The organism is Galactobacillus timonensis (assembly GCF_900240265.1).
Classification (GTDB): domain Bacteria; phylum Bacillota_I; class Bacilli_A; order Erysipelotrichales; family Erysipelotrichaceae; genus Bulleidia; species Bulleidia timonensis.
Window position 1 is genome coordinate 1,263,745 of record NZ_LT964739.1, and the last position, 25,142, is coordinate 1,288,886.

The 25,142-nt window shown below is 48.9% G+C and carries 24 protein-coding genes; 23 read left to right on the forward strand and 1 reads right to left on the reverse strand.

What is annotated here, in order from left to right; all coding sequences use genetic code 11:
• Positions 1-100 precede the first annotated feature (100 nt).
• The 20 genes from C1714_RS05980 (at position 101) to C1714_RS06070 (ending at position 20,799) form a co-directional block, all read left to right on the forward strand.
• Entirely contained in the window at positions 101-340 is a 240-nt protein-coding gene (locus C1714_RS05980) for a hypothetical protein (RefSeq protein ID WP_102342328.1), read from the forward strand.
• 131 nt (positions 341-471) lie between these two features.
• On the forward strand, positions 472-615 hold the full coding sequence (locus C1714_RS14655) for a DUF6577 family protein (RefSeq protein ID WP_425349055.1): 144 nt from the start codon (positions 472-474) through the stop codon (positions 613-615).
• A gap of 67 nt (positions 616-682) precedes the next feature.
• Positions 683-1,501: a MurR/RpiR family transcriptional regulator gene (locus C1714_RS05985; protein ID WP_167849947.1), complete on the forward strand. Its 819-nt coding sequence runs from the start codon at positions 683-685 to the stop codon at positions 1,499-1,501.
• Between the two features lie 144 nt (positions 1,502-1,645).
• The gene (locus C1714_RS05990; RefSeq protein ID WP_102342330.1) at positions 1,646-2,476 is read left to right on the forward strand and encodes a PRD domain-containing protein; all 831 of its coding nucleotides are present in this window, start codon (positions 1,646-1,648) and stop codon (positions 2,474-2,476) included.
• Between the two features lie 67 nt (positions 2,477-2,543).
• The gene (locus C1714_RS05995) at positions 2,544-3,935 is read left to right on the forward strand and encodes a PTS transporter subunit EIIC (protein WP_102342331.1); all 1,392 of its coding nucleotides are present in this window, start codon (positions 2,544-2,546) and stop codon (positions 3,933-3,935) included.
• Between the two features lie 2 nt (positions 3,936-3,937).
• A complete protein-coding gene (locus C1714_RS06000; protein ID WP_102342332.1) occupies positions 3,938-5,374 on the forward strand; it encodes a glycoside hydrolase family 1 protein in 1,437 nt (478 codons plus the stop codon).
• Positions 5,374-6,108, forward strand: a complete 735-nt coding sequence (locus C1714_RS06005; protein ID WP_102342333.1) for a PTS sugar transporter subunit IIA — start codon at positions 5,374-5,376, stop codon at positions 6,106-6,108. The genes C1714_RS06000 and C1714_RS06005 overlap by 1 nt, the downstream gene beginning before the upstream one ends.
• Positions 6,109-6,309: 201 nt before the next feature.
• Positions 6,310-7,149: a PRD domain-containing protein gene (locus C1714_RS06010; RefSeq protein ID WP_102342334.1), complete on the forward strand. Its 840-nt coding sequence runs from the start codon at positions 6,310-6,312 to the stop codon at positions 7,147-7,149.
• A gap of 146 nt (positions 7,150-7,295) precedes the next feature.
• Complete coding sequence (locus tag C1714_RS06015; RefSeq protein WP_102342335.1) at positions 7,296-8,681, forward strand: PTS transporter subunit EIIC; 1,386 nt, start codon at positions 7,296-7,298, stop codon at positions 8,679-8,681.
• Positions 8,682-8,722: 41 nt separating this feature from the next.
• The gene (gene uidA, locus C1714_RS06020; protein WP_102342336.1) at positions 8,723-10,522 is read left to right on the forward strand and encodes a beta-glucuronidase; all 1,800 of its coding nucleotides are present in this window, start codon (positions 8,723-8,725) and stop codon (positions 10,520-10,522) included.
• Positions 10,523-10,556: 34 nt separating this feature from the next.
• Positions 10,557-11,996, forward strand: a complete 1,440-nt coding sequence (locus C1714_RS06025; RefSeq protein ID WP_102342337.1) for a glycoside hydrolase family 1 protein — start codon at positions 10,557-10,559, stop codon at positions 11,994-11,996.
• A 95-nt stretch (positions 11,997-12,091) separates the two neighbouring features.
• Complete coding sequence (locus tag C1714_RS06030) at positions 12,092-12,598, forward strand: PTS sugar transporter subunit IIA (RefSeq protein ID WP_102342338.1); 507 nt, start codon at positions 12,092-12,094, stop codon at positions 12,596-12,598.
• Positions 12,599-12,736: 138 nt separating this feature from the next.
• Positions 12,737-13,582, forward strand: a complete 846-nt coding sequence (locus C1714_RS06035) for a histidinol-phosphatase HisJ family protein (protein WP_102342339.1) — start codon at positions 12,737-12,739, stop codon at positions 13,580-13,582.
• Positions 13,583-13,703: 121 nt separating this feature from the next.
• A complete protein-coding gene (msrA, locus tag C1714_RS06040; protein ID WP_102342340.1) occupies positions 13,704-14,228 on the forward strand; it encodes a peptide-methionine (S)-S-oxide reductase MsrA in 525 nt (174 codons plus the stop codon).
• A gap of 27 nt (positions 14,229-14,255) precedes the next feature.
• Positions 14,256-15,317, forward strand: a complete 1,062-nt coding sequence (locus C1714_RS06045; RefSeq protein WP_102342341.1) for a tartrate dehydrogenase — start codon at positions 14,256-14,258, stop codon at positions 15,315-15,317.
• A 51-nt stretch (positions 15,318-15,368) separates the two neighbouring features.
• The gene (locus C1714_RS06050; RefSeq protein WP_102342342.1) at positions 15,369-16,220 is read left to right on the forward strand and encodes a hypothetical protein; all 852 of its coding nucleotides are present in this window, start codon (positions 15,369-15,371) and stop codon (positions 16,218-16,220) included.
• Positions 16,217-18,133, forward strand: a complete 1,917-nt coding sequence (locus C1714_RS06055) for an Hsp70 family protein (RefSeq protein ID WP_102342343.1) — start codon at positions 16,217-16,219, stop codon at positions 18,131-18,133. The genes C1714_RS06050 and C1714_RS06055 overlap by 4 nt, the downstream gene beginning before the upstream one ends.
• Positions 18,134-18,390: 257 nt before the next feature.
• Positions 18,391-18,864 (forward strand): flavodoxin, encoded by a 474-nt coding sequence (locus C1714_RS06060; RefSeq protein WP_102343160.1) that lies wholly within the window; start codon positions 18,391-18,393, stop codon positions 18,862-18,864.
• A 322-nt stretch (positions 18,865-19,186) separates the two neighbouring features.
• Complete coding sequence (locus tag C1714_RS06065; RefSeq protein WP_102342344.1) at positions 19,187-19,876, forward strand: SIR2 family NAD-dependent protein deacylase; 690 nt, start codon at positions 19,187-19,189, stop codon at positions 19,874-19,876.
• Entirely contained in the window at positions 19,873-20,799 is a 927-nt protein-coding gene (locus C1714_RS06070) for an SIR2 family NAD-dependent protein deacylase (RefSeq protein WP_102342345.1), read from the forward strand. Before C1714_RS06065 ends, C1714_RS06070 begins: the two co-directional genes overlap by 4 nt.
• Before the next feature lie 332 nt (positions 20,800-21,131).
• Here the strand turns inward: C1714_RS06070 and C1714_RS06075 are convergent, their stop codons facing one another.
• Positions 21,132-21,437: a hypothetical protein gene (locus C1714_RS06075; protein ID WP_102342346.1), complete on the reverse strand. Its 306-nt coding sequence runs from the start codon at positions 21,435-21,437 to the stop codon at positions 21,132-21,134.
• 142 nt (positions 21,438-21,579) lie between these two features.
• Here C1714_RS06075 and C1714_RS06080 point away from each other — a divergent pair, with 142 nt between their 5' ends.
• The 3 genes from C1714_RS06080 to C1714_RS13995 are packed head-to-tail and all read left to right on the forward strand — an operon-like array spanning position 21,580 to position 25,135.
• A complete protein-coding gene (locus C1714_RS06080; protein WP_102342347.1) occupies positions 21,580-23,622 on the forward strand; it encodes a type I restriction-modification system subunit M in 2,043 nt (680 codons plus the stop codon).
• Entirely contained in the window at positions 23,619-24,974 is a 1,356-nt protein-coding gene (locus C1714_RS06085; RefSeq protein ID WP_102342348.1) for a restriction endonuclease subunit S, read from the forward strand. Before C1714_RS06080 ends, C1714_RS06085 begins: the two co-directional genes overlap by 4 nt.
• Positions 24,971-25,135, forward strand: coding sequence for a hypothetical protein (locus C1714_RS13995; RefSeq protein ID WP_167849948.1), 165 nt, complete (start codon positions 24,971-24,973; stop codon positions 25,133-25,135). Before C1714_RS06085 ends, C1714_RS13995 begins: the two co-directional genes overlap by 4 nt.
• The last annotated feature ends 7 nt before the right edge of the window (positions 25,136-25,142 follow it).

Genomic DNA, 25,142 nt, shown 5'->3' on the forward strand with positions numbered 1-25,142 from the left:
TGAAGATATTTGTTAAGCGCATGGAAGGAAACATTGTGACGTATATCGGCAAAAAATAAGATGATTGCCGAAGTGCTCTTACATATGAAAGGAGCCCGCCATGCGCTGGTATGATCGTGTTGAAGAAAAGCTTGAATCTGGCGAACGATGCTCGCACAAAGATCAGATTGATGTGGTGAAAACAATCGCACCGGCGGTGGACAGTACCTGTCACCGGACGATCAGCCGGCTTGTCAAAGAAGGGAAAATTGTGAGGACCGGCTATGATTCTTCTGCGTTTCCTGATGATTCTGTGAAACCGGAATACCGGCCGATGTATTCTGATCTGCGGAAGGGCTGAAGCGGACACTTAATAAACAGTAGCCTCTTGTTTCATTTACGGATCTGATTTCCGAAGCTCCTTTAAGAGGGGATGATCCATATAGCATTACGCTTGAAAAAATGCTGGTAGATATGATTGCGGAAAAATAAATTTCAACTACCTATAGTAGAGCAGAGCTGCCGGAGGTGATTACACTTATGCAGAAGTGGTACAGTCTTGATATGGTCCGTCTTTTCAGGTATGCAGGAAGACGCAACCGGAAAAATGAATTGGAGCAATATCTTAATTCATAATCGTTCGATGAGTGTTCATTCCGGCAGGATTCCGTTGTTTTCTTCTATAATGGAACGGGGTAAGATAATGTCTTCTCACAGCATTGTTAAGTTCAATATTATGACGTCGCTGCTTACGGTTGTGAACCGGAACGATACGAGGTCGACAGACTATGTAATTGCAGAATATCTGCTTCGGCATCTGCGGGATCTTGGAAAGCTTTCGATCTATAAGGTGGCGGATGACTGCTTTGTGTCGCGCAGCAGTGTTCAGCGCTTTATCAAGGCGCTTGGCTATGACAGCTTTACGGAGTTCAAGGATGGCGCCAGAGAGCTGGAAGTCCATAAGAAAGCGTTCATTGATTATACGGATCATCCGGATTATGCAGCATATCTGGAAGAGCAGCTTAATCACATGGCCCGCAGTATTTCGCAGGCGGCGAGTCAGCAGAAGCTGACGATGCTTGCCCGGAAGATTCATGATAGCCAAACGGTTGTGATGATGGCATCGGAAAGTTCGGCGGGGCCGTTGAATACGTTTCAGGAGTCGCTGGCGGTATTTGGGAAGGTGATCCGTATTCTGACCAGTTCCTCATCTTCGGTGCAGTTTCTCGAGGATCTGGGCGATAAGGATCTGGTGATCAACTGTTCCGTTTCGGGAAACTATGCTCTTGCGATCAATGATGATATTCAGAAGATCCATTGTGAGAAGGTACTTGTTACGCTGAACCGTACGGTGCTGCTGGCGAACAACTATGACTGCGTTTTTTATCTGAGCTCGGAAGTGACGCCGAGCGTGCGGAATATCAGTGCGAGCCGCAATGTGTATACGCGCTATAGTCTGACATTCTTCCTTGATCTTCTCTACCATACGTACTATTCGATGTATGCGACGGAACTGTCGTGAAATTATGCTTGACACGGATTGCGCGAAAGGGCTATCATCACGGTGTCAACTGAATCGGACTGTTACTCTTCGGAGGCATTTCCAAAACTGTGTTTGAGCAGTTTTTAATGTTTCCGGAGAGTTTTTATTTGGAAAGGGGGCCGAATGAAAGTCATACGGAAGATTAACAATAATGCCGTCATCTGCATCGACGGAAACGGCAACGAGGTTGTCGCCTTCGGCAAGGGCATCGGTTTTCCCAGTGTTCCTTATGATCTGAAGGATCTTGGAAAGATTGAGCGTACGTTCTATGGCATCGATCCGCGGTATCTCGGTCTGCTGAAGGAGATCCCGTCCGATGTGTTTGACACGGCAGTGAAGATTGTTGACTATGCGGTGAATCATCTGGATCACGAGATGAATCCGAACATTGTGTTTACGATTGCGGATCATATTAACTTTGCGATCACGCGTTATCGCCAGGGCATCAATGTGCGTCCGCCCTACCTTGGTGATCTTGCCTACCTTCATGCAAAGGAGTATGCGGTCGGGGAAAAGGCGGTTGCCTATATCAACATGCACTTTCACGTTCATCTGATCAAGGAGGAGGCTTCGTCCATTGCACTTCACTTCATCAATGCGGAAGTGGTGACGGCCGGCGATACATCAAAGAACCCGGACACTGTCATCTATGAGGTGACGAAACTGATTGAAAAGGATCTGAACGTAACGATTCAGAAAAACGGCTTCAATTACAACCGCTTCGTGACGCATTTGCAGTATTTGATGAAGCGCCTCGAGAATCACGAGGCGGTGGATAGCGGCAATGCGGAATTGATGCCGCAACTGAAGGAAAACTATCCGGCGGTCTATGCATGTGCAGAAAAGATCGCCACCTATATGAAGGCTCGTTATGGACAGCAGCTTTCGGAAGAAGAGATCGTCTATCTGATGATCCATATCAACCGGCTGATGTCACGGGAAGAGAAACACTAAGGCTGGAACATGGATGCGCACCATGTGAAGCATACAGGAACAGAAAAGTAAGTGGAAAGGAAAAAACATGGCTCAGAAATATGAACAGCTTGCCAGTGAAATCGTTGATGATATTGGTGGCAGGGACAACATTACATTCTTTACGCACTGCGTTACACGTCTTCGCTTCAATGTGAAGGATCAGTCGAAGGTTAATATGGACGCTGTCAAGAAGCTGCCGGGAGCTCTTGGTGCTCAGTGGCAAAACGGGCAGCTGCAGGTCATCATCGGTCAGGATGTGGCTGATGCCTATGAACTTGTATGCAGGAAGAATGATCTCAAGATGGAGGAAGCGGTCAAGGAAAACCTCGATGCAAAGCCGGAAGGAAAGAAAGGCTTCAAGGGTGTTCTCGACACGTTCTTTGATGGAATTTCCGGCTCTCTGACGCCGCTGATTCCGGCTCTGATCGGCTGCGGCATGATCAAGGTCATTCTGATTTTTATGGATATGGCCGGTGTATCTGCAGACAGCGGAACCTATCAGCTGCTTACCTTTGCAGGTGATGCGGGCTTCTATTTTCTGCCGATCATGGTCGGTGCCTTTGCGGCCAAGAAGTTCGGCATGAACATGGCTGTAGGAATGGTCCTTGGAGGAATGCTCATCTATCCTGCGTTTGCCTCGGGTGTCAGTGCCGGTACTGCCTATGATTTTCTTGGCATTCCGGTGTATGGCGTCAGCTATTCGAGCACGATCTTCCCGGTTATTCTTGCATGTGCTGTTGCGGCTCCGATTGAGCGTTTCTTCGGAAAGCATTCGCCGGCGATTCTTCGTTCGGTTCTTGAACCGCTGCTGACGATTCTTGTCATGATTCCGCTGACGTATTGCGCTCTGGGTCCGATCGGTTCGTTCCTTGGCCAGTATCTGAGTGCATTCATTCTGTGGCTGTACAACACAATCGGATTCATCGGTGTCGCAATTCTCGCTGCCTTTATGCCGTTCATCATTATGACTGGCATGCATGGCGCCTTTGTTCCGTATCTCATGCAGATGCTGACGGTGAGCCCGCTTTATGAGCCGATCTTCTTCCCGGCGCTGATCATCTCCAACATTGATCAGGGTATCGCGGCTCTTGCAGTTGCACTCAAGACAAAGAATGAAGACATCAAGTCGACTGGTTTCTCTACGGCTGTGACGGCAGTTGTTGCAGGTGTTACGGAGCCGGCTATGTATGGTATCAACCTGAAGTACAAGACGCCGATGTACGGTGCCATGATTGGTTCGGCAATCGGCGGTGCTGTTGCCGGTATTCTGAAGACGGCGATCTATGCGTTTGCCGGTGCTTCTTCCGTTATTGCTCTGCCGCTGTTTGTCAGTGCCGATAAGCCGAATAACCTTGTGTTTATGCTGATTGCGGTTGCAGTCGGTGCTGTGGCTACGTTTGTGGCTACGTGGTTCCTTTATAAGGACGAGCAGAGATAATCATGCCGTTTCCGAAGGACTTTCTCTGGGGAGGAGCGACGGCTGCCAATCAGTTTGAGGGCGGCTATGACTGTGATGGCAAGGGATTGAGCGATGCCGATATGCTGACCAACGGCACGCATCTCAGCCCGCGGCGAATCACGAAGACGACGGAAGAGAACTGCTACTATCCGAATCGTACAGCTTCTGACTTCTATCATCATTACAAGGAAGATATTGCATTGATGGCGGAGATGGGCTTCAAGGTGTACCGGATGTCGATTGCCTGGAGCCGCATCTTCCCGACCGGGGAAGAAAGTGAACCTAATGAGGCGGGGCTGGCTTTCTATGATGCGGTGTTTGATGAGCTGCATAAGTACGGGATTGAGCCTCTGGTGACGCTGTCCCATTATGAGATGCCGCTGCATCTGACGGAAAAATATAATGGCTGGGCCGATCGTCATGTGATTGATCTGTTTGGGAAGTATGTCCGTACGGTTGTTACCCGTTACAGGGGCAAGGTAAAGTACTGGCTCACATTCAATGAGATCAACTGCGGGACACTGCCGCTTGGCAACTATATGTCGCTTGGTATTCGCAATGCCGGAACCAGCAATTTTCTGAAGCAGGTGGATGATCCGCAACTTCGCTATCAGGCGCTGCATCATCAGCTGGTTGCCAGCGCCAAAGCGGTGCTGGCGGCGCATGAAATTGATCCAAAGTGCAGCGTCGGAAACATGATTGCAATGATGCCGGTCTATGCATTGACACCGGATCCTAAGGACCAGTTGAAGGCACAGAATGACTGGCGCATGCATCAATGGTATTGTTCCGATGTGCAGTGTCGCGGCACTTATGGTAGTTATTGTGTACCGTTCTGGAAAAAGCAGGGCATTCAACTGAATATTACCGATGAGGATCGTAAAGTGCTGAAAGCGGGGACAGTTGATTTCTTCTCTCTTTCGTACTATCAGACCAACTGTGTGACGGTTCATGATGAGGCACAGGTTTCCGGCAATCTTCTTGGCGGAGCGAAAAACCCGTATCTTGAAACTTCCCAGTGGGGCTGGCAGATTGATCCGGAAGGGCTGCGGTTTACGCTGAATGAGGTGTATGACCGCTACCAGCTGCCGATCATCATTGTTGAAAACGGGCTTGGAGCGAAGGACCATCTGGAAGCGGATGGAACGGTACATGATCCGTATCGGATCGACTATCTGCGCCGGCATGTTCAGGCGATGCGCGATACGATCGAGCAGGACAATGTTCCTTTATTTGGCTATACATGGTGGGGCTGCATCGATCTGGTATCGGCTTCGACCGGTGAGATGGCAAAGCGTTATGGCTTTGTATACGTAGATTGCGATGATTATGGTAAAGGCAGCTTCCGGCGGTACCGGAAGGACTCTTTCTACTGGTACCAGAAGGCAATCCAGTCCAATGGGGAGGATCTTGACTGATGGGACTGTTTGGAAATCTTTTTAAGAAGCAGCCGGAACTGGAGCCGGTGAATGTTGGTGATGATGCAATTGTGGCAATCGCAGACGGGAAGCTGATCGATATTACGACGGTTCCGGATCCTGTGTTTGCCCAGAAGATGATGGGGGATGGAGTTGCCTTCAAATTTGATGCGGATTCGATGACGATCTGTGCACCGGCCAATGGGAACCTGACGGTACTGTTTCCGACGGGACATGCGTTCGGTGTGACGATGAAGAACGGTGTAGAGCNGCCGGTGAATGTTGGTGATGATGCAATTGTGGCAATCGCAGACGGGAAGCTGATCGATATTACGACGGTTCCGGATCCTGTGTTTGCCCAGAAGATGATGGGGGATGGAGTTGCCTTCAAATTTGATGCGGATTCGATGACGATCTGTGCACCGGCCAATGGGAACCTGACGGTACTGTTTCCGACGGGACATGCGTTCGGTGTGACGATGAAGAACGGTGTAGAGCTGCTGGTGCATATCGGTATCAATACGGTGGAAGCCAATGGCGACGGCTTCAAGGTTCTGAACTTTAAGCAGGGCGATGAAGTTAAGGCCGGTGATCCGATTGTGACGGTTGACTTCAAGAAGCTCGGGGCGAAGTACGATATGTCCACGATGCTGATTGTGACCAATGCTAATGGACAGACGATTACGTTCCGCAAACCGTGCGATGTAAAGCGCGGCGACTCGGTTGTCGCCTGATTTGATGGCTGTCGATCTGCCGCTTTTGGTATTCCGGTCAACTATTTTTTGTGAAAACGCTTGCATCTGAATAGAATATCGGGTATAAATACTCTCGGAAGTGTTACTGTTCAATCAGGCAAGTCCGGCGGCTGCGAATCTTTTTGCGTTTCGCACAGTTGGGCCTGCCTTTTATTTCTCCCGAAGGCTTTGGGGTGGATCATGAAGATTGAGAAGATTTTGAATACGAATGCGGTCATTGCGCAAAATGAACATCATGAATCAATTCTCCTCCTTGGCAGTGGTCTGGGATTTAAAAAGAAGCCGAAAGAGAATGTGGATGAGGACCGGGTTGAGAAGTGGTTTGTGCTGAAGGAAAAGAGTTCGGTTGCTCAGTTTGAGAAGATTGTCGAGTCGATCCCTGAGGATTACATTATGGCGGCCGAGGAAATTATCGAGTTCGGCAAGCGGCTGAATCCTGATTTGAAATTCAGCGAGCATATCCATCTTTCTCTGGTGGACCATCTGTACAATGCGGCGGAAAATCTGAAGGAAGGCATCGTCATTCCGAATACGATGCTGGAGGACATTGCCAATTTTTATCCAAGGGAGTATTCCATCGGTATTGAGGGATTGAAGATCGCAAAGCTTCGGCTGGGTGTTGAGTTTCCGGAGGATGAAGCCGGCTTTGTTGCGATGCACTTTGTGATGGCGCAGCAGGGAAATGAGCATACAAATATACGGAAAATGCTGCAGCTGGTTCATGAGCTGGATCAAATGATTCGCGAAGATCTGGATGTGGACACCAACCCGGAGTCATTGGCTTACTTCCGGTATATGACGCATCTCAAGTTCTTTGCCCAAAGAGTGGTACAAAATGTGCACTACAATGAGCAGAACTTAAGCGACTCGGTGGTAAACGTGCTGGCGATGCAGTATCCAGAAGAATACCGCGTCAGCAAAAAGGTACTCAGATTCGTGGAACAAAAATACGGATACAGCGGCGGTAAGGAAGAGAATCTCTACCTGGCCGTGCATCTGGCAAGGATTCGTAAACACTGAAGTGAAGCAGGCAATGTTATGATCAGGTTCAGCAAGGCCCGGATTTCAGGAAGAAACGTTTTACGCGTGAACGTTTTTTCAGGAAAACCGGGCTTTCTATATATCTGCCTGAAAAGGGGCAGGCTGAAAGAAAAGGGAAAACGATTATGAAGGATTACAAGAATTTAGCTAAGGCCATTATGGCTAACATCGGCGGCGAAGCAAACGTTGAATCACTGACGCATTGCGTAACAAGACTTCGCTTTAAGCTGAAGGACACAAACAAGGTGAACGAGGCGGAACTGAAGAAGGTTCCCGGCGTCTTAAAGACCATGGTTTCCGGCGGACAGTATCAGGTTGTTATCGGCCAGGATGTTGCGGATGTGTATGATGCAATTCTCGCCGATTACCATGTAAATGCCGAAGGAGAAGTGGCTGCAGATCCGGCCGAAACAGAAGCGGATAAAAAGACTGGAAAGCACGATATCGTTGGAATCATTGCGGATCTTGTTTCCGCGATCTTCATGCCGTTCATGGGCGCTTTCATGGGCGCAGGACTGTTAAAGGGTTTCCTGGTGCTATTCACAACGCTGGGCCTGATCGATAAAACAGGAACAACTTATACCATTCTTTATGCGGCTGCGGACGGTGTCTTCTTCTTCCTGCCGATCTTCCTTGCGTATACAGCGGGAAAGAAATTCGGTGCCAAGCCGTTTCTTACGATGGCAATTGCGGCAGCGATGCTGTATCCGAATTTCCTTGCACTGAAGGGTGCAGAAAATCCAGTGACCTTCTTCGGACTTCCGGTTACGATGATTTCGTATTCTTCGACGGTGTTCCCGATTATTATTGCGGCATGGGTACAGGCGAAGCTGGAGAAATTCTTTGACCGCGTACTTCCGACGGTGATCAAGAACGTGTTTGGACCGGTTCTGGTGATGCTCATCTGCTTCCCGCTGATCGTTCTGGTTGTTGGTCCGGTGACGGATGTTCTGGGCAGATGGATCGCTGCAGGCATTGCCTGGTTCCTGAATACGATGCCGCTGGTTGGCGGCTTCCTGCTGGCTTCCCTGTGGCCGGTCATGATCATCTTTGGCCTGCACTGGGGTCTGGTTCCCATCGTTATGAACAATCTTGCGGTGACGGGCGTCGATTCCATTCTGCCGCTGACGGTTGGTACAAACTTCGGTATCTCTGCTGCCTGCCTTGCAATTTCTCTGAAGTCAAAGAATAAGCCGTTCAAGGAACTGGCTGGTGCCGCGGGTGTCACAGGTCTGGTTGGCGGTGTAACGGAACCGGCGATCTATGGTGTTTTGATGAAGTGCAAGAAGATTTTTGCGGCTGTTATTCTGATCAACGGTATTGGCGGCGCTGTTGCCGGTTTCTTCCATGTGACCCGTGACACGATGATTTCGGTCAATGCCCTGACGCTGCCGGCGATCGCTGCGATCTATGGTAAGTGGGGTATTGTGGCAATCGTCATTTCTGTGGTCGGCGCATTCGCGGCTGCGTATGTCATGTACAGTGACAAGATGATTGAGGAAAATAACTAAGTTGCCTGGTTTTGTTCTTGATTGAAACGGAGGTTGATCACATGGGTGTTTCTGAGCTGTATCCAGTCGTTAATTCGACACGTAGTTTCTTTGCGCTGGACGGAATGTGGGATTTCCGTTTTGATCCTGAATCAATTGGGAAGAAGGAGGGATGGGCAGTTGCCCTTCCTTCCCCGATCCCGATGCCTGTGCCCGCAAGCTTTGCGGATTTTTTCACGGATGCGGTGGATCGTGATTATTGCGGCGACTTCTGGTACGCAAAGGATTTCTTCCTGAATCAATATGAGGAAGGTAAACGTATCATTCTGCGCTTTGGCAGTGTGACGCACCGGTGCACCGTCTATGTTAACGGTGTGGAAGCCGGCAGCCATGAAGGTGGATTTTTGCCCGTTGTTCTGGATGTGACGGATTTGGTGAAGTATGGCGAACGTAATCATATTGCGGTATGGGCGAACAATGAATTGTCCGAAACAACACTTCCCTGCGGTACGGTGAAAGTACGCAAGGATGGCCGTAAGATTGCGAAACCGTACTTTGATTTCTTTAACTATTCCGGTATCCACCGGAGTGTGCATGTACTCTCAATTCCGAAGGAATCGATCCTCGATTTTGATACGCGTTATGAGCTGAAAGGGGACGATGCCGTTGTCCACTATTCGATCCGGACCAACGGAACGAATCCGGTGACGGTGAAGCTGTTGGATCGTGAAGGGAACCAGGTGGCTTACTCGGAAGGAAATGAGGGCAGCTTATTTGTTGCCAATGCACATCTTTGGAAGGTGCGCAACGCCTATCTTTATCGTCTGGTGATGACCATCCATGGGGATGCAGGAATCATTGACAGCTATGAAAGCCGGATCGGGATCCGTACCGTAAGGATTGAAGGAACTCAGATTCTGATCAATGAGGAACCTGTCTATCTGAAGGGGTATGGGAAACATGAGGATTTTGACATCCTTGGCCGTGGCTTCAGCTGGGCGGTTGCGAAGCGTGACTTTGAATGTATGAAGTGGACGAACGCTAACTGTTTCCGAACCAGCCATTATCCGTATGCTGAAGAGTGGTATCAGATGGCTGACGAAGAGGGTTTTTTGATCATCGACGAAGTTCCCGCCGTAGGCATGATGCGCTCGACGCACAACTTTATTGCGGCAGGCATGGGCGGCTATACAAGCTTCTTTGAGACGCCGACGGTGCCTCAGCTGCTTGCCAACCATAAGGCACAGGTTGAAGAGATGATTATACGAGACAAGAATCATCCTTCGGTTATTACGTTCAGTCTGTTCAATGAACCGGAAACGATCAGTGAATATGCCTACAACTATTTTAAGGAAGTGTTTGAGTGGGCAAGGACTCTGGATCCGCAGCATCGCCCTTTGACGGGTGCGTTTGAAAAGAATTCGAAGCCGGAGCTTTGCCAGGTATATCCGCTGGTGGATATTGTTTGTATGAACCGCTATTACGGATGGTATATCAATGGCGGGGCATCGGAAATGGATGAAGCCGAAGAACTGTTCCGTGATGAGATGGACCGCTGGGCAGCCAAGGGGCTGAATAAACCATTTGTCTTTACGGAGTTTGGCACCGATACGCTGGGGAGTGAGCATAAGCTTCCAAGCGTCATGTGGACCCAGGAGTATCAGAACGAGTACTATGCGATGAACTTCCGGGTATTTGACAGCTATCCCTTTGTTCAGGGGGAATTGACGTGGAATTTCGCCGACTTCCAGACATCGGAAGGCGTTTTCCGTGTTAATGGAAATAAGAAAGGTGTCTTTACGCGTCAGCGTCAGCCAAAGGATGCGGCCTTCACTCTGAAAAAGAGATGGGAAACAAAGTGAAATCTAAAGTGGGACAGAAAGGAGCAGTGCGGTAATGGCTGAATTCAGAAAGGGTTTTCTTTGGGGAGGCGCAGTCGCGGCAAACCAGCTTGAAGGCGCATGGAATGTGGATGGGAAAGGACCTTCTGTTCCGGATATGTGCACCGGGGGCAGTTTTAAGGAGCCGCGGCGCATAACCTTATCGATTGAGCAGAAGACGTATTATCCTTCGCATGAGGCAATTGACTTTTATCATCACTACAAGGAAGATATTGCTCTGTTTGCCGAGATGGGCTTTAAGGTGTTTCGTACATCCATCAACTGGACACGTATTTTCCCAACAGGTGAAGAAGATGAGCCTAACGAGAAGGGACTGCAGTTCTATGAGGATGTATTTAAGGAGTGCCATAAGTACAACATTGAGCCGTTAGTGACACTGTCACACTATGAGATGCCCTATGCGCTTGTTGAAAAATACAATGGATGGGCATCCAGAGAACTGATTGGACTGTTTGAAAAGTATTGCCATGTTGTGTTTGAGCGGTACAAAGATCTGGTCAAGTACTGGCTGACATTCAATGAAATCAATACGGGTACGCTGCCGATGGGAACCTTTTTGTCTCTGGGGACGATTCAGGGATTCCATGGGCCGGTTACCCGGCTGCCGGATGATCCGCAGGTGCGGTTTCAGGCGCTTCATCATCAGTTTGTGGCTAGTGCGAAGGTTGTCAGCTATGCGCATGCGAACTATCCGCAGTTTCAGCTTGGCAATATGATTTGTTTTATCACTTCGTATCCGCTGACCTGCAACCCGTCAGATATTCTCGCTAACCAGGCGGCGATGCGGCGAATGAACTGGTACTGCTCCGATGTGATGGTGCGTGGAGAGTATCCTTCCTATGCAAAGGCATTATGGGAGAAGGAAGGCATCAAAATAAATATGGAGCCTGGTGATCTGGATATATTGAAGGAAGGCACGGTTGATTTCTATACGCTGTCCTACTATATGTCAACCTGTGTCGGCCTGGATCCGCATGCAGAATCCACAGCGGGAAATATGTCGATGGGATTAAAAAATCCGTACCTGAAGGCGAGCGACTGGGGGTGGCAGATTGATCCGCAGGGGCTGCACTGGACACTGAATGAGATTTATGATCGATATGGTCTGCCGATCATGGTTGTTGAAAACGGACTGGGGGCACGTGACAGGCTTGAGGATGGTACGGTTCATGATACATACCGGATTGACTATCTTCGCCAGCACATCATCGAAATGGGCAAAGCGGTTGAGGATGGTGTTGATCTGCTTGGCTATACGCCCTGGGGCTGCATTGATCTGGTATCGGCTTCAACCGGGGAGATGGCGAAGCGGTATGGCTTTATCTATGTCGATAAATACGATGATGGTACAGGGACGCTGCAGCGGTTTCGCAAGGATTCCTTCTACTGGTATAAGAAGGTCATTGCGTCCAACGGAAGTGATTTAAGTGATTGATAGGCGAATATTCCATCAAGCGCAGTGAGGCGATGCGTGTTAGGATTGATCAGGTGATCGAAGGTGACTTACTTCGCCAAGGAGGAAATAGAGAGATGGGACTGTTTGGAAATCTTTTTAAGAAGCAGCCGGAACTGGAACCGGTGAATGTTGGTGATGATGCAATTGTGGCAATCGCAGACGGGAAGCTGATCGATATTACGACGGTTCCGGATCCTGTCTTTGCCCAGAAGATGATGGGGGATGGCGTTGCCTTCAAATTTGATGCAGATTCGATGACGATCTGTGCACCTGCAAATGGCAATCTGACGGTACTGTTTCCGACAGGACATGCTTTTGGTGTGACGATGAAGAATGGTGTAGAGCTGCTGGTGCATATCGGTATCAATACGGTGGAAGCCAATGGCGACGGCTTCAAGGTTCTGAACTTTAAGCAGGGCGATGAAGTTAAGGCCGGTGATCCGATTGTGACGGTTGACTTCAAGAAGCTCGGGGCGAAGTACGATATGTCCACGATGCTGATTGTGACCAATGCCAACGGTCAGACAATCACATTCCGTCAGCCGGGCGATGTGAAGCGCGGCGAGTCGGTGCTTGCCTGATCAGGGCAGCTTTCGTTGATTGTTTCAGAAACCGGGGATGAGAGTCTCCGGTTTTTATGGTTTCACAGGGGAATGCCGCTAGAATAGTGAATAGAGACGATAGCGGTATCTGACAATTATTTACCGGGGAGAGAATGAATGTTTGCGGACGATCATGTACATACCACCTTCAGCGATGATGGAAAAGCGGAGATGGAACAGCAGATTCTTCAGGCACTTCAGCTTGGGCTGAGTGAGATCTGCTTCACGGAACATGTTGACTATGGCGTGAAGAAAGACTGGAGTGAGGGGAACATTGAATGGCGTGTGGAGAACGGTATCCGTGAGCCTCTTGCCAACGTGGATTATCCCGCCTATTTTGCCAGAATCGATGAGATGCGTGAAAAGTACAGTGATCGGATTGCGATTCATGCAGGTCTGGAATTCGGCGTACAGACGCATACGATTGGAAAATATGAAGATCTGCTGAAACGGTGGAAGGACTCGATGGACGGTGCTCTTTTGAGCATCCATGAAATCGATGATCAGGAGTTCTGGACCCAGGACTTTCAGAGCGGAAAGAGTCAGCTGGAATATAACCGCGCCTACTATGAAGCGATGAAAAAGGTCATGGAGGGTTTTGACGGTTATTCTGTTCTGGCGCATTTGGATTTGATTGTTCGCTATGATCTGGCCGGTGTTCTTCCGTTTGAGCAGGTCGAAGACCTGGTGGCAGAGATTCTGAAGCTTGCCATCAGGAATGGAAAGGGAATCGAGCTCAATACTTCTTCATGGCGCTATGGTCTGAGTGATACGCAGCCTTCCCGTGCCATTCTGAAGTTGTACCATGACCTTGGAGGAAGGATTCTGACAATCGGTTCGGATGCTCACTCGACGGTGCAGCTCGCTGCCCATCTTGATGATGCGCACGAAATCCTGAAGAGCTTTGGCTACAGCGAGTTCTGCACCATCGAACACTGGCAGCCCGTGTTCCACCGGCTGTAGGCTGGGATTTGTATTGATCAAAGATCAGGCTTCCCTGTCATGTACTGCAGTAAATGACGGGGAGGCTTCCTAAGGATATTCGTTACAATCAGAAGTGTTATTTATCTGCTGGGAGGCACACATGATCAGAGAAGTATATCTTGCCGGGGGATGCTATTGGGGGACGCAGAAGTTTCTGGACAATATTCAGGGAGTTGTGCATACGGAAGTCGGCTTTGCGAATGGAAATACGCCATCGCCGACCTATGATCAGGTGAAACATTCGGATACGGGCTACACAGAAACCGTGCATGTGCAGTATGACAATGCGGTGATTTCTCTGAAGACGCTGCTGGAGCTGTTCTTCAACATCATTGACCCGACTTCGCTGAACAGGCAGGGTGGTGATATCGGAACAAACTATCGGACCGGCATCTATACCGTGAGTGAAGAAGACCGTGCCATCGCGCGCGAATGTCTGTCTACGCTGCAGATTCGTTATACGCGTCCCATCGTTGTGGAATGTGAGCCGCTGCAGTGTTTCTATACGGCTCATGAGGCACACCAGAAGTATCTGGATAAGAATCCGGGCGGCTATTGCCATGTGTCGCTGGGAATGATTCAAAAGGCGAAAAACTGGAAACCGGGAGAACCCACACAACTATAATAAGCGTAGAGGAAAGAGGCGCTTGCTATGAAACAATACACAATTGCCGTGATCCCTGGAGATGGGATCGGCCCGGAAGTAATCAATGAAAGTTTAAAGGTGTTGAACCGTATTTCGCAGCTGGATGGTACATTCTCCTTCCGCTTCGATACGTATCCATGGGGATGCGAATACTATCAGAAGACGGGGGAGATGATGCCTGCCAACGGTATTGATATTCTGCGGCCGTATGATGCGATTCTGCTCGGCGCGATCGGCGCGCCGGGCGTCCCGGATCATATTTCGCTGCGGGATCTGCTGCTGAAGATCCGCCATGATTTTGACGAGTATGTCAACCTCAGGCCGGTGAAGCTGCTGAGCGGTGCACCGTGCCCGCTGAAGAACGCAAAGCCAGGCGATATCGATATGGTGTTCATCCGTGAAAACAGCGAAGGTGAGTACAGCGGCCAGGGAGCCTGGCTCTATCCGGATTCGCCCCAGGAAGTAGTGATTCAGGACAGCGTCTTTTCCCGCAAGGGAACGGAGCGTATCATTCGCTATGCCTATGAAATGGCACGCTCACAGCATAAGACGCTGACCAGCATTTCCAAGGGAAATGCGCTCAATTATTCCATGGTGTTCTGGGATCAGATCTTCAAGGAAGTCGGAAAGGAATATCCGGATGTGGAGACCCATTCATTGCTCGTGGATGCGGCGGCGATGTTCATGGTACGCAATCCGTCGCGCTTCCAGATTGTTGTGACGTCGAACCTGTTCGGTGACATTCTGACGGACCTTGGCGCAGCCATCTCTGGCGGTATGGGCCTTGCGGCAGGAGCAAATCTGAATCCGGAACGGAAGTACCCATCGATGTTTGAACCGATCCACGGGTCTGCACCGGATATTGCGGGGAAGGGAATTTCCAATCCACTGGCGGCTGTCTGGTCCGCGGCGCAGCTGCTGGAGTTCCTCGGCTATCCACAATGGAGTGCTCGGATTCTCAATGTGATCGAAACGATGCTCGTAGAGAAGAAGGGACTGACCGCAGATCTTGGCGGCAGTGCATCAACGGTCGAATGCGGTGATATGGTGGTATCGCTGCTTGGCTGATCGCATTTCTCTTTTGCAATGGCATACAATGGTGCCGGGAGTACTTCGGCGATGAAAACACTGACAGATTTCTTTCAGGAAGACTGTGAAGCCTTTTCTTCACAGCTTTTGGCGTGTGAAAGTGAACGGGAAGCAGAGACAATATGCGAAGAGGAGCTGAGCCGCCTGCTTTCTGCATACAATGATCAGAATCTTTCAGAACCGATGCGGCGCAGTGCGAATGAACAGATCAGTGCGCTGCGGGCTGCGCTTCCTTTAATGTGTGCCCATGGTGATGTGCGGATCATTCAGGAACCTTCCTCTGGTCATAAGAGGAACGGCAATGCGCTCTTTCGTATTCTTGCTTGGATCTTCGCTGCAGCGGCACTTGTTCTTTCTCTTTTGGAAATGCAATCCCTCACCCGCGCATCTCTTCTTGCCTTCGCCTGCGCAGCAGGCGCCTGTGTCTTTTTCTGGCTTTATGGAAAAAGCTTCCATGAAGTTCATTCGTCAGAGGATCTTGTGCATGGAGAAGTGGCCATTGATCCGGAGGCAATTGTCCATGCGATCAAAGGGATGCTCGCGGTTGTGGATCATGCGCTGCAGGATCTGGCTGCCGAAGAAAAGTCGCAGCAGCGTATTCTTCTGAAAAAAGAATCCGGCAGCTCAGAAGACAGCAGCCTGGATGTTTACCAGAGGCTGCTGGAGTGTGCCTTTGCGGAGCGGGACAGCGATCTTTCAAAGGAGGTCGTTTCCGAGATCCATTATGCACTGCATATGAAGGGTATTTCGATTGTGGAAGATGATCGGAGACATCCGGAATACTTTGACCATATCCCCGGCTCTGGCGGTATTGTGCGTCCTGCTCTGGTAAAGGACGGCTATGTGATGCGCCACGGCCTTGCGGCAGGAGGCGGTCGATGACGGTATTTTTCGGCTTTGACCTGGGCGATGCGGAAAGTGCAGTTGCAACGATAGATCCGGTTTCCTCGTCAGCGCCGCAGATTCAGGAGCTTGCCGGCACCAAGAGCATCGTGACAGCGTATGCCTATACAAAGGACGGGCAGCTGCTGATTGGTGAAAAAGCATGTTATGCGCCCGACTGTGTGACGCGCCGGGACCGGTTTAAGAGCCGGTTTTTGACGGATCCGGAAGCCGCAAAGGATGTGGCGGCCTTTGCCTCGGGAGTATTAGCGGATCTCAAGCGCTCCGGAACCTTAAAAAACACGGATGAGGATGCGGTATTCTACATCGGCTGTCCGGCTGGCTGGGATCGGAATGTCCGGGAAGAATACCGGCAGATTTTTGCAAAGTGCGGCTATCCGCCGGTGCGGATCGTTTCGGAGTCACGGGCGGCCCTAGTCAGTGCCTGTCAGTCACGGCATCTGCAGATTGGCTACGATATTCTGCATCAGCCGGTGCTGGTCATCGATATCGGCTCTTCGACGACGGACTTTGCCTACATCAACGGCGGAAAGGAAGAGGAACTGAAGACGGGTGGCGAAGTCTTTCTGGGCGGCGGCATCATGGATGAAATTCTTCTCGAGGAGGCATTGAACAGTTCGCCGAACCGGAAGCGGATCCAGAATGCCTTCGAGCAAAGTCCGGCATGGTCCAGCTATTGCGACTTTGCGGCGCGGCGATTAAAGGAGCGGTACTTCTCGGATGAAGAATACTGGGCGGATCATGAATGTGTGCAGTCGGTCTCCATCCACTGGGGCATGGTTCCGATAAAACTGACGCTGCGCATGAATGGTGAAACTGCCGATCACCTGCTGAATAAAAAGGTGAAGCGCCTCAATGACCGCAGCTTTCATGAGGTGTTTATGGAAAGCCTGCGGCAGGCGAAGGAAAGTACATCGTCCCAGCCGCCGCGGCTGATCTTTCTGACCGGCGGCGTTTCGCGGATGAGTGTGATTCGCTCGTGGTGCCGTGAGGTGTTTCCAGAGGCGGTTGTTATCTGCGGCATGGAACCGGAATTCTCAGTTGCCAGGGGTCTTGCTTATTGTGCAAAAATTGATGATGAGCTGCGCCAGTTCAAGGTGGATGTGGACCATCTGATCGCTTCCAGTGCAGTTGAAACAATTGTTCATGACAATATTGATACGCTGTACAAAAGCTGCGTCGAAACAATGGTGGATCCGATTCTGGAGCAGGTGGTGGAACCGGTCACAGAGCGCTGGCGCAATGGTGAAATTGAGCGTCTGTCGGATATTGATTCTGTGCTGCAGAAGGAAGTTGAAAATTATCTACATACGGATGATGCCCGAAAGCGGATGGCAAAGCCTGCTTCAGCCTGGCTGCGGAAGGTATCATACCAGCTGGAAGATTTGACAATGCCGATCTGTGTGCGGCACCATGTACCTTATGCCGCCTTGTCACTCAATACGTATTTGTCCGCATCGGATGTGACGGTACGGGTGCCGGCCCAGGATTTGTTTGCGGTAAAAGAAATCACGTGGCTGATTGATGGGACGATTTCCATTCTGGTCGGCATGTTATGCGGCGGTGCGGGGACGGCAGTGATTTCTTCCGGACCTAACGGCATTGTTGCCGGAGCACTGTTATCGATGCTGGTGCTGGCCTTGGGCAAGGATCAGATGCAGACGGCCGTGCTGAATGCAAAAATTCCGAAGGCGGTGCGCAAACTGATTCCCCTCAGCTATATGCATGCACGGATGGGAACAGTGTCAAAGCAGGTAAAGGGACAGATGCTGAAGATGCTGGAAGAGGAAAAAAACGATGAGATAACCGATCGTTTAGTCCGCGAGCTTTCGCAGCAGATTGAGGCTTGCCTGGTTCATATGGCAGAAGTAGTTGAAATTCCGCTTGGCTGATAGCTTCTAACGACAATATAGACGTAACGGGACACGGGCTGCTGACAGGGCGGTCTGTGTCTTTTTTCGGCTGCGTTTGATTTTCAGACAGGAACATATAATTTTGTCAAAAATAAGCAAAAATAAAGAAAAAATAGGATGCGTTCACTGCGCGATCGGTGTATCATTACGCATATTGTTTTTGGCATAACAGTCGTCGTCACGATGATGAAGCGGATCGCTGAAAGCAATGGAAGAAAATGAAGGAGAAAAACAGGATGACTGATATATTAGTTTCTTATTTTTCTGCAACCGGAGAAACAAAAAAGGATGCAGAATCGATTTCCAAAGCTTGTGGAGCCGATTTATTTGCGATTGAACCGGCGCATGCCTACAGTGAAGCAGATCTTGATTGGATGAATACCAACAGCCGTTCATCAAAGGAAGAAGCGGATCCTGATTTCAGGCCGACAATGAAGGGAAAGGTTTCGAATCTGGATCAGTATTCGACAGTGTTTGTCGGGTTCCCCATCTGGTGGTATCGGGAGCCGAACATTATTCGTACATTTCTGGAAAGCGGCGACTTCAGCGGCAAGAAGCTGATCGTCTTTGCGACATCCGGCGGATCGGGATTGAAAGACTGTGCGAAGCATGTTCAGTCCTTTGCTCCGGGCGCAAAAGTCGTTGAAGGAAGAGTCGTAAACAGCCCCATGGATGCCGTGAAGATGGCGGCGGAACTCCTGCGGGCATAAGAAGGATTCGGACGGAAAACAGATGGTGGCTGTCGGCACTGACAGCTGCTTTTCTTTTGCCTGAAAATAGATGTAACTAAATAATTGATAATAAGAAAAGGAATGGGTAAAGTGAGCGTGCATTAAAGCGAAGGCCCGGGGTAGTGTGACGCGTATGACGATGGAAGAGAATGTATCAATCCTGAAAGAGCAGCTGGATGCGGCAGATGCGATCGTGATCGGGGCTGGAGCAGGGCTGTAGACGGCGGCAGGCTATTCGTATGAAGGGAAACGGTTTGACCGTTATTTCTCTGATTTTGAAGAGAAATATCATTTTCAGAATATGTATTATGGCGGTTTGTATCCTTATTCTTCGATGGAGGAGTACTGGGGTTTCTGGCGCCGGTATATCTGGATCAACCGCTATGCGCCGATTCCTTCAGGTCTTTATGAGAGACTGTTCAGTCTCATAAAGGATAAGGACTACTTTGTACTTACAACGAACGTAGATCACTGTTTCCAGAGGAGCGGGTTCGATAAAAAACGTCTGTTCTATATGCAGGGAGATTACGGCCTGTTTCAAAGCAGTTCACCAAGTCGCGTAACAAGACGCCGGACATATGATAATTATGAAGTGGTCCGGGAGATGGTTCTTTCAGAAGGGTGGAATATTCAAGAAAATGGCGTGTTGTCTTCTCCTGAATGTGGTGCGGTACATATGACAATTCCCTCAAATCTTGTCCTGATATGCCCGGAAGACGGACAGTTGATGACGATGAATCTTCGCTGCGATGATACGTTTGTGCAGGATGATGGCTGGTATGCGGCTGCGCACCGGTATCGCGATTTTCTGCAGCGTCATGAGGGAAAGCGGGTTTTGTATCTGGAGCTGGGCGTCGGCGACAATACGCCGGTGTTTTGTATATCGCGCGCCACAGGAAAGCCCCGTAAAACCGGGAAAAATCAACAGATTCAGATACATTCGTACAACAACAGATATCAGATATTGGCAGAAATGGAGTGTGCAGCATGATTTTGGCAAAAAAGACGAATACGGAAAATGGAATTGAGGTGCTGCGCAATGCTCTTCAGGAAGCAGATGCCGTGGTGATCGGCGCCGGGGCAGGATTATCAACGTCTGCTGGCTTTACTTACTCAGGAGAGCGATTTGAAAAGTACTTTAAGGATTTCGAAGAGAAGTATGGCTATCACGACATGTATTCTCTTGGGTTTTATCCTTACGACTCCATGGAGGAGTTCTGGGGATACTGGTGCCGAAACATCTGGGTCAATCGGTACATGCCGATTCCCTCACAGGTCTATCAGGACCTTCTTGAGCTTGTGAAGGACAAGGATTACTTTGTTTTGACCACCAATGTAGATCATTGCTTTCAGAAGAGTGGATTCGATAAGAAACGGCTTTTCTATACGCAGGGGGACTACGGATTATTCCAAAGCAGTTCACCAAGCGGAGCAGCTAAGACCAAGACATATGACAACTATGAAACGATACGCAAGATGATCCTCTCAGAGGGGTATCAGATTGCGGATGACGGCGAGCTGATCATTCCGGAGAATACTGCACTCAAGATGACGATACCCTCTGAGCTTGTACCGGTGTGTCTGGATGATGGAAATCTGATGACCACCAATCTTCGCTGTGATGACACATTTGTACAGGATGATGGCTGGTATGCAGCACAGAACAGGTATCATGATTTCCTCAGAAGGCATCAGGGAATGAAAACATTGTTCCTTGAGGCAGGGGTCGGGGGCAATACGCCAGGCATAGTGAAATACAGTTTCTGGAAAATGACATATGAATGGCCGGATGCTACCTATGCATGTCTGAATCTCGGAGAGGCTGTTACACCCAAGGAGATCGAGAAAAAATCCATTTGTATCAATGATGATATTGGAGCAACTCTGAAGAAACTCAAAGAAAAGGAAGAGTAAGACCAACTGCTTCCAAGAACATTGAGATAACGTAATATTTTTACATAACGAGACGTTTATTTACCGCTTTGGCGGCAGATAAGCGTCTTTTTTCGGGTATCCTAAATAAGTGGTGGAAATCTGAAGCTATGCCTTTATGACGAATATCGGAGTCTGGTGGAAAGCCAGGCTCTTTTCTTTTGCTCTGCCAGATACATGAAAATGTGCCACTGGTGGAAATTGATGGTTGCATGGAGAACAGTCAAAAACAAGTGACTGGCGGAAATGACAATTTGGCACAATAAAAGCCACATGGCTGCATCACTGCAAACCATGTGGCCTATGAGCGTCTGTTACTGTCCCTCAGACGTAGAGAATCCATAGTATTCCGCGGCGTATCTGTTCCGGTCTTCTGCCGTCATTCCTTTGGTGTGTTCCTCGATGTATTCCTCGTCACGATACACTTCCAGAAACTCAACCGTATGGAAACTGTCTTTCCATAGTCCCATCGGATTGTCATAAGGACAGTTGCCATCCATGACCCATTCTTTTAGTGCATACCGTTCCTTATCAGTCATAGTTGTCTTCTCTGTGTATTCCTTGTACTGCTTCTCAAGGTAATCCTGCTCTGAAGCAGCCAACTTAACGTTGAATTTCATATCGTCTGTCCATCCTGTACTGAGCATAATATATCCGCAGCAAGAAATCTATACTTTTGTGTGCTTGATTAAATAGCTGGTTGAAACGGCACTAATAACTCCTATAATATAGGTAGGTAAATATATTCTGAGGGGTGTAGATATGTCTGAAACATCAACGATTGAAAGCATGATATGGAACATTGCGGACTACGCAAGGGATGCGATTGACCGCAAGGATTACAACAAGATTGTACTGCCGTTCTCCCTTCTGAGAAGGCTGGAATGTGCATTGGAGCCAACCAGGGATGCGGTAGTTGCCAAGTATGAAGAGAAAAAGAACGAATGGGGCGATGAGGATGACAAGTACTGCACTGTCTCCGGCTACTCCTTCTACAATATCTCGCCAATCCGTCTGAAGACCATCGGCAACCAGACTCTGGCTGCCATGAAAACCTATGTGGAGTCTTTCAGCCCGAACGTCCGTGAGATCTTCCAGGCATTTGACTTTGAAAGCGTCTGCTCCAAGCTGGACAACAAGAACCTGCTCTATGAAGTCTGCAAGAAGTTCAGTGCCATTGACCTTGGAACAGACGTTGTTTCAGACAGAGACATGACCAACATCTATGAACACCTCATCCAGAAGTTCGGTGATGAGATTGCAGAGGATGCCGAAGATTTCATGACCCCTCGTGACATCGTAAGGCTTTCCGTCAATATGCTGTTTGCCAATGAAGAAGACATTCTGGAAGCCGACAAAGGCAATGTCAGGACGCTGTATGACCAGACCTGCGGTACATGCGGCTTTATTTCCGATGCCCTTGACCAGATTGAAGAATGGAAGACCTCCAACAGGCTGAAACACCCGACAGTCATTGTCCCGTATGGTCAGGAAATCAACGATACAACATGGGCAATGGGCAAGGCAGCGCTCCTTCTGCGTAATGTTTCCAATGATGATAATGACATCTATGACCAGACCAAAGACCTCTCAGAGCATATTCTGAAGGGTGATACGCTGAACGATGACCAGTTCAGCGAGCAGACGTTTGATTTCCAGTTGTCCAATCCCCCTTACGGGAAAAAGTTTGAGGTGGAGTATAAGGATGTCATGGATGAGCATGACCGCTATGGATACATGGGCAGATTCGGTGCAGGTGTGCCGTCCGTGGATGATGGTTCCATGCTTTTCCTGCAGAATGCGATCTCCAAGATGCGTCCGGCAGAGGAAGGCGGCGGCAAGATTGGCATTATCCTGTCTGCATCACCTCTCTTTACAGGCAAGCCTGGCAGCGCTCCCTCTAATATCCGCAGATGGATTCTGCAGAATGACTACCTTGACTGCGTAGTGAAGCTCAGCACGGGAGAGTTCTACCGTACTGGCATCAATACCTATCTTTGGGTGCTGACGAACAAGAAGCCGGAGGAACGCAAGGGCTTTGTGCAGCTGATTGACGCAACAGAGCACTATCATTCCATGCGCTCCAATATCGGTAACAAGAACCGTGAAATGAATGATGAAGACATTGCGTGGGTGGTCAAGACCTATGTGGATGGGCACAACGGCGGCAAGTCCGTCATGGTTCCTTATACAGACTTCATGTTCCGCAGAGTAACCACGCAGAGGCCGCTCCGTGAAATGATCCAGCTCAGTGTAGACAAACTGGATGAGTTCAAGGCTGATCCGAAGCTTTCCAAGCTGACCGCCGACAACATGAATGTGCTGGTAAATGGACTTACAGAAGCGGATAGCGGCGAATTGAAGCCTTATTCCTGGGCTGGTGAGTTTGCCAAGAGTATCCGCAAGAAGATGGAGAAGCCCAATGTGGCAGCATCCGCCATTGAAAAGGAAATCATCAGCATCTTCGGTGTAGAGGACAGCTCATACGCGCCTGTTACCGATAAGAACGGTGAAGTTGTACCAGATCCAGAGCTGAAGGACACGGAAGACATTCCGTGGGGTATGGATTTCAATGACTACATGGCAAAAGAAGTCCTGCCTTTTGCGCCGGATGCATGGATTGACAAAACTGTGACCGATACAGGCAATCTCAGTGACCATGAGGTTGGCGTTGTCGGCACGAACATTTCTTTCAACAGGTACTTCTACCACTATGAAGAGCCAAGGAAGCCGGAAGACATTGCCAAGGAAATCGTAGAGCTTGAGAAAGGTCTCGGCTCCTTTGAGGAGGAGTTCCTGAAATGAGCAGAGAAATGAAGAATAGCGGTGTTCCATGGATAGGAGATATACCGAATTATTGGAGTGCAGTCAGAATAAAAGACCTTGCCGATAACTCAAAAAATGATTCATTTACAGATGGTGATTGGATTGAATCTCAATATATAACAGACAACGGTATTAGATATTACACAAGCGGAAATGTTGGTGACGGAGCATTTAAGCCACAAGGAAATGGTTACATATCCGAAGAAACATTTGCGGCCTTAAAGTGTAAGTATGCTTATCCTGGCGATCTTGTAATTGCTCGTCTTAATGCGCCATTTGGACGTTCCTGCATTTTACCTTCTGAATCCGATAAATATGTGCTTGCCGTAGATATTGCTATTCTCCGGACAGCATATTGCAAAGAATATCTCAACTACGCCATGCAGTGTCAAAGGTATCATCACGCTGTTGAAGAGCAGGCAAGCGGCACCGCTATGCAGAGGATCAGTCGTTCAAACCTCGGAAAGATTAAACTTCCAATACCGCCTATGGCGGAGCAGAAATCAATAGTACATTATCTTGACTCTCATTGCTCTACCATTGATTCTGCTATTTCCAAGCATCAGCAGATCATTGAGAAGCTGGAAGAATACCGCAAGGCTGTCATCACACAGGCTGTAACAAAGGGACTGAATCTGAATGTTGAAATGAAAGATAGCGGAAACATGATCATTGGCACTATACCGTCATCATGGCAATGCCCTCCGTTAAAAATGTTACTAAGCGACAATGAAAACAATATGCGTGTTGGACCATTTGGCTCATCATTGCCAAGCAGAATATTTCAAGATGATGGCCCATGGGTTTATAACCAGCGTTGCGTTCTGGATAATAACTTTGAAGCAACAGATGTCCATATTCCTGAATGGAAATTCGAGGAAATGAAAAGCTTTGCAGTATATCCAGGAGATATGCTCATTACAACAAGAGGAACAATTGGAAAGGTCGCAATAGTTCCACATGATGCAAAAAAAGGCATTCTGCATCCTTGCCTTATCAGATTTCGGCTGGACAACGCAAAGATTCTCAACGAATACGTTCAATATGTCTTTAATGGAACGGATATTGTGATGAACCAGATTAAGCAAGCCAGTGGCTCTACAACTATTGAGGCATTGTATTCTGGCCCTCTGAGAAGCATTAAACTACCGAACCCGTCAGTTGAAGAGCAGCATTACATCGTTTCTTGGCTGAATATCAAATGCAAAAAAATCGCAAAAACGATAGAAGCACACAACCAGCTTATTTCCAAGCTGCAGGAATACAGGCAGTCCCTTATCTACAATGCAGTTATAGGCAAGATTGACTGCACTACGGAGGCGAGCGCATGAGCAGGAATAATGGCATATCGGGATATACACATACACAGGCGCAGATAGACAACTATGCCAACCAGAATAACCCGAATAACAGCGCATATCAGGCAAATAATGATAACCATGCGAATCAGTGCAATCCGAATAATTCGGAATATGCAGGTCATGGGAAGTAAGAGGTAC

What these genes read in the sequence shown, in the direction of transcription:
- C1714_RS06070 (WP_102342345.1), top strand. Translation starts at nt 19,873, where the DNA reads ATGATTTTGGCAAAAAAGACGAATACGGAAAATGGAATTGAGGTGCTG.
- C1714_RS05990 (WP_102342330.1), top strand. Translation starts at nt 1,646, where the DNA reads ATGAAAGTCATACGGAAGATTAACAATAATGCCGTCATCTGCATCGAC.
- C1714_RS06065 (WP_102342344.1), top strand. Translation starts at nt 19,187, where the DNA reads ATGTATTATGGCGGTTTGTATCCTTATTCTTCGATGGAGGAGTACTGG.
- C1714_RS06035 (WP_102342339.1), top strand. Translation starts at nt 12,737, where the DNA reads ATGTTTGCGGACGATCATGTACATACCACCTTCAGCGATGATGGAAAA.
- C1714_RS06000 (WP_102342332.1), top strand. Translation starts at nt 3,938, where the DNA reads ATGCCGTTTCCGAAGGACTTTCTCTGGGGAGGAGCGACGGCTGCCAAT.
- C1714_RS06080 (WP_102342347.1), top strand. Translation starts at nt 21,580, where the DNA reads ATGTCTGAAACATCAACGATTGAAAGCATGATATGGAACATTGCGGAC.
- C1714_RS13995 (WP_167849948.1), top strand. Translation starts at nt 24,971, where the DNA reads ATGAGCAGGAATAATGGCATATCGGGATATACACATACACAGGCGCAG.
- C1714_RS06060 (WP_102343160.1), top strand. Translation starts at nt 18,391, where the DNA reads ATGACTGATATATTAGTTTCTTATTTTTCTGCAACCGGAGAAACAAAA.
- C1714_RS06085 (WP_102342348.1), top strand. Translation starts at nt 23,619, where the DNA reads ATGAGCAGAGAAATGAAGAATAGCGGTGTTCCATGGATAGGAGATATA.
- C1714_RS05995 (WP_102342331.1), top strand. Translation starts at nt 2,544, where the DNA reads ATGGCTCAGAAATATGAACAGCTTGCCAGTGAAATCGTTGATGATATT.
- C1714_RS06030 (WP_102342338.1), top strand. Translation starts at nt 12,092, where the DNA reads ATGGGACTGTTTGGAAATCTTTTTAAGAAGCAGCCGGAACTGGAACCG.
- C1714_RS06015 (WP_102342335.1), top strand. Translation starts at nt 7,296, where the DNA reads ATGAAGGATTACAAGAATTTAGCTAAGGCCATTATGGCTAACATCGGC.
- C1714_RS06025 (WP_102342337.1), top strand. Translation starts at nt 10,557, where the DNA reads ATGGCTGAATTCAGAAAGGGTTTTCTTTGGGGAGGCGCAGTCGCGGCA.
- C1714_RS06055 (WP_102342343.1), top strand. Translation starts at nt 16,217, where the DNA reads ATGACGGTATTTTTCGGCTTTGACCTGGGCGATGCGGAAAGTGCAGTT.
- msrA (WP_102342340.1), top strand. Translation starts at nt 13,704, where the DNA reads ATGATCAGAGAAGTATATCTTGCCGGGGGATGCTATTGGGGGACGCAG.
- C1714_RS05980 (WP_102342328.1), top strand. Translation starts at nt 101, where the DNA reads ATGCGCTGGTATGATCGTGTTGAAGAAAAGCTTGAATCTGGCGAACGA.
- C1714_RS05985 (WP_167849947.1), top strand. Translation starts at nt 683, where the DNA reads ATGTCTTCTCACAGCATTGTTAAGTTCAATATTATGACGTCGCTGCTT.
- C1714_RS06045 (WP_102342341.1), top strand. Translation starts at nt 14,256, where the DNA reads ATGAAACAATACACAATTGCCGTGATCCCTGGAGATGGGATCGGCCCG.
- C1714_RS06050 (WP_102342342.1), top strand. Translation starts at nt 15,369, where the DNA reads ATGAAAACACTGACAGATTTCTTTCAGGAAGACTGTGAAGCCTTTTCT.
- C1714_RS06010 (WP_102342334.1), top strand. Translation starts at nt 6,310, where the DNA reads ATGAAGATTGAGAAGATTTTGAATACGAATGCGGTCATTGCGCAAAAT.
- uidA (WP_102342336.1), top strand. Translation starts at nt 8,723, where the DNA reads ATGGGTGTTTCTGAGCTGTATCCAGTCGTTAATTCGACACGTAGTTTC.
- C1714_RS06075 (WP_102342346.1), bottom strand. Translation starts at nt 21,437, where the DNA reads ATGAAATTCAACGTTAAGTTGGCTGCTTCAGAGCAGGATTACCTTGAG.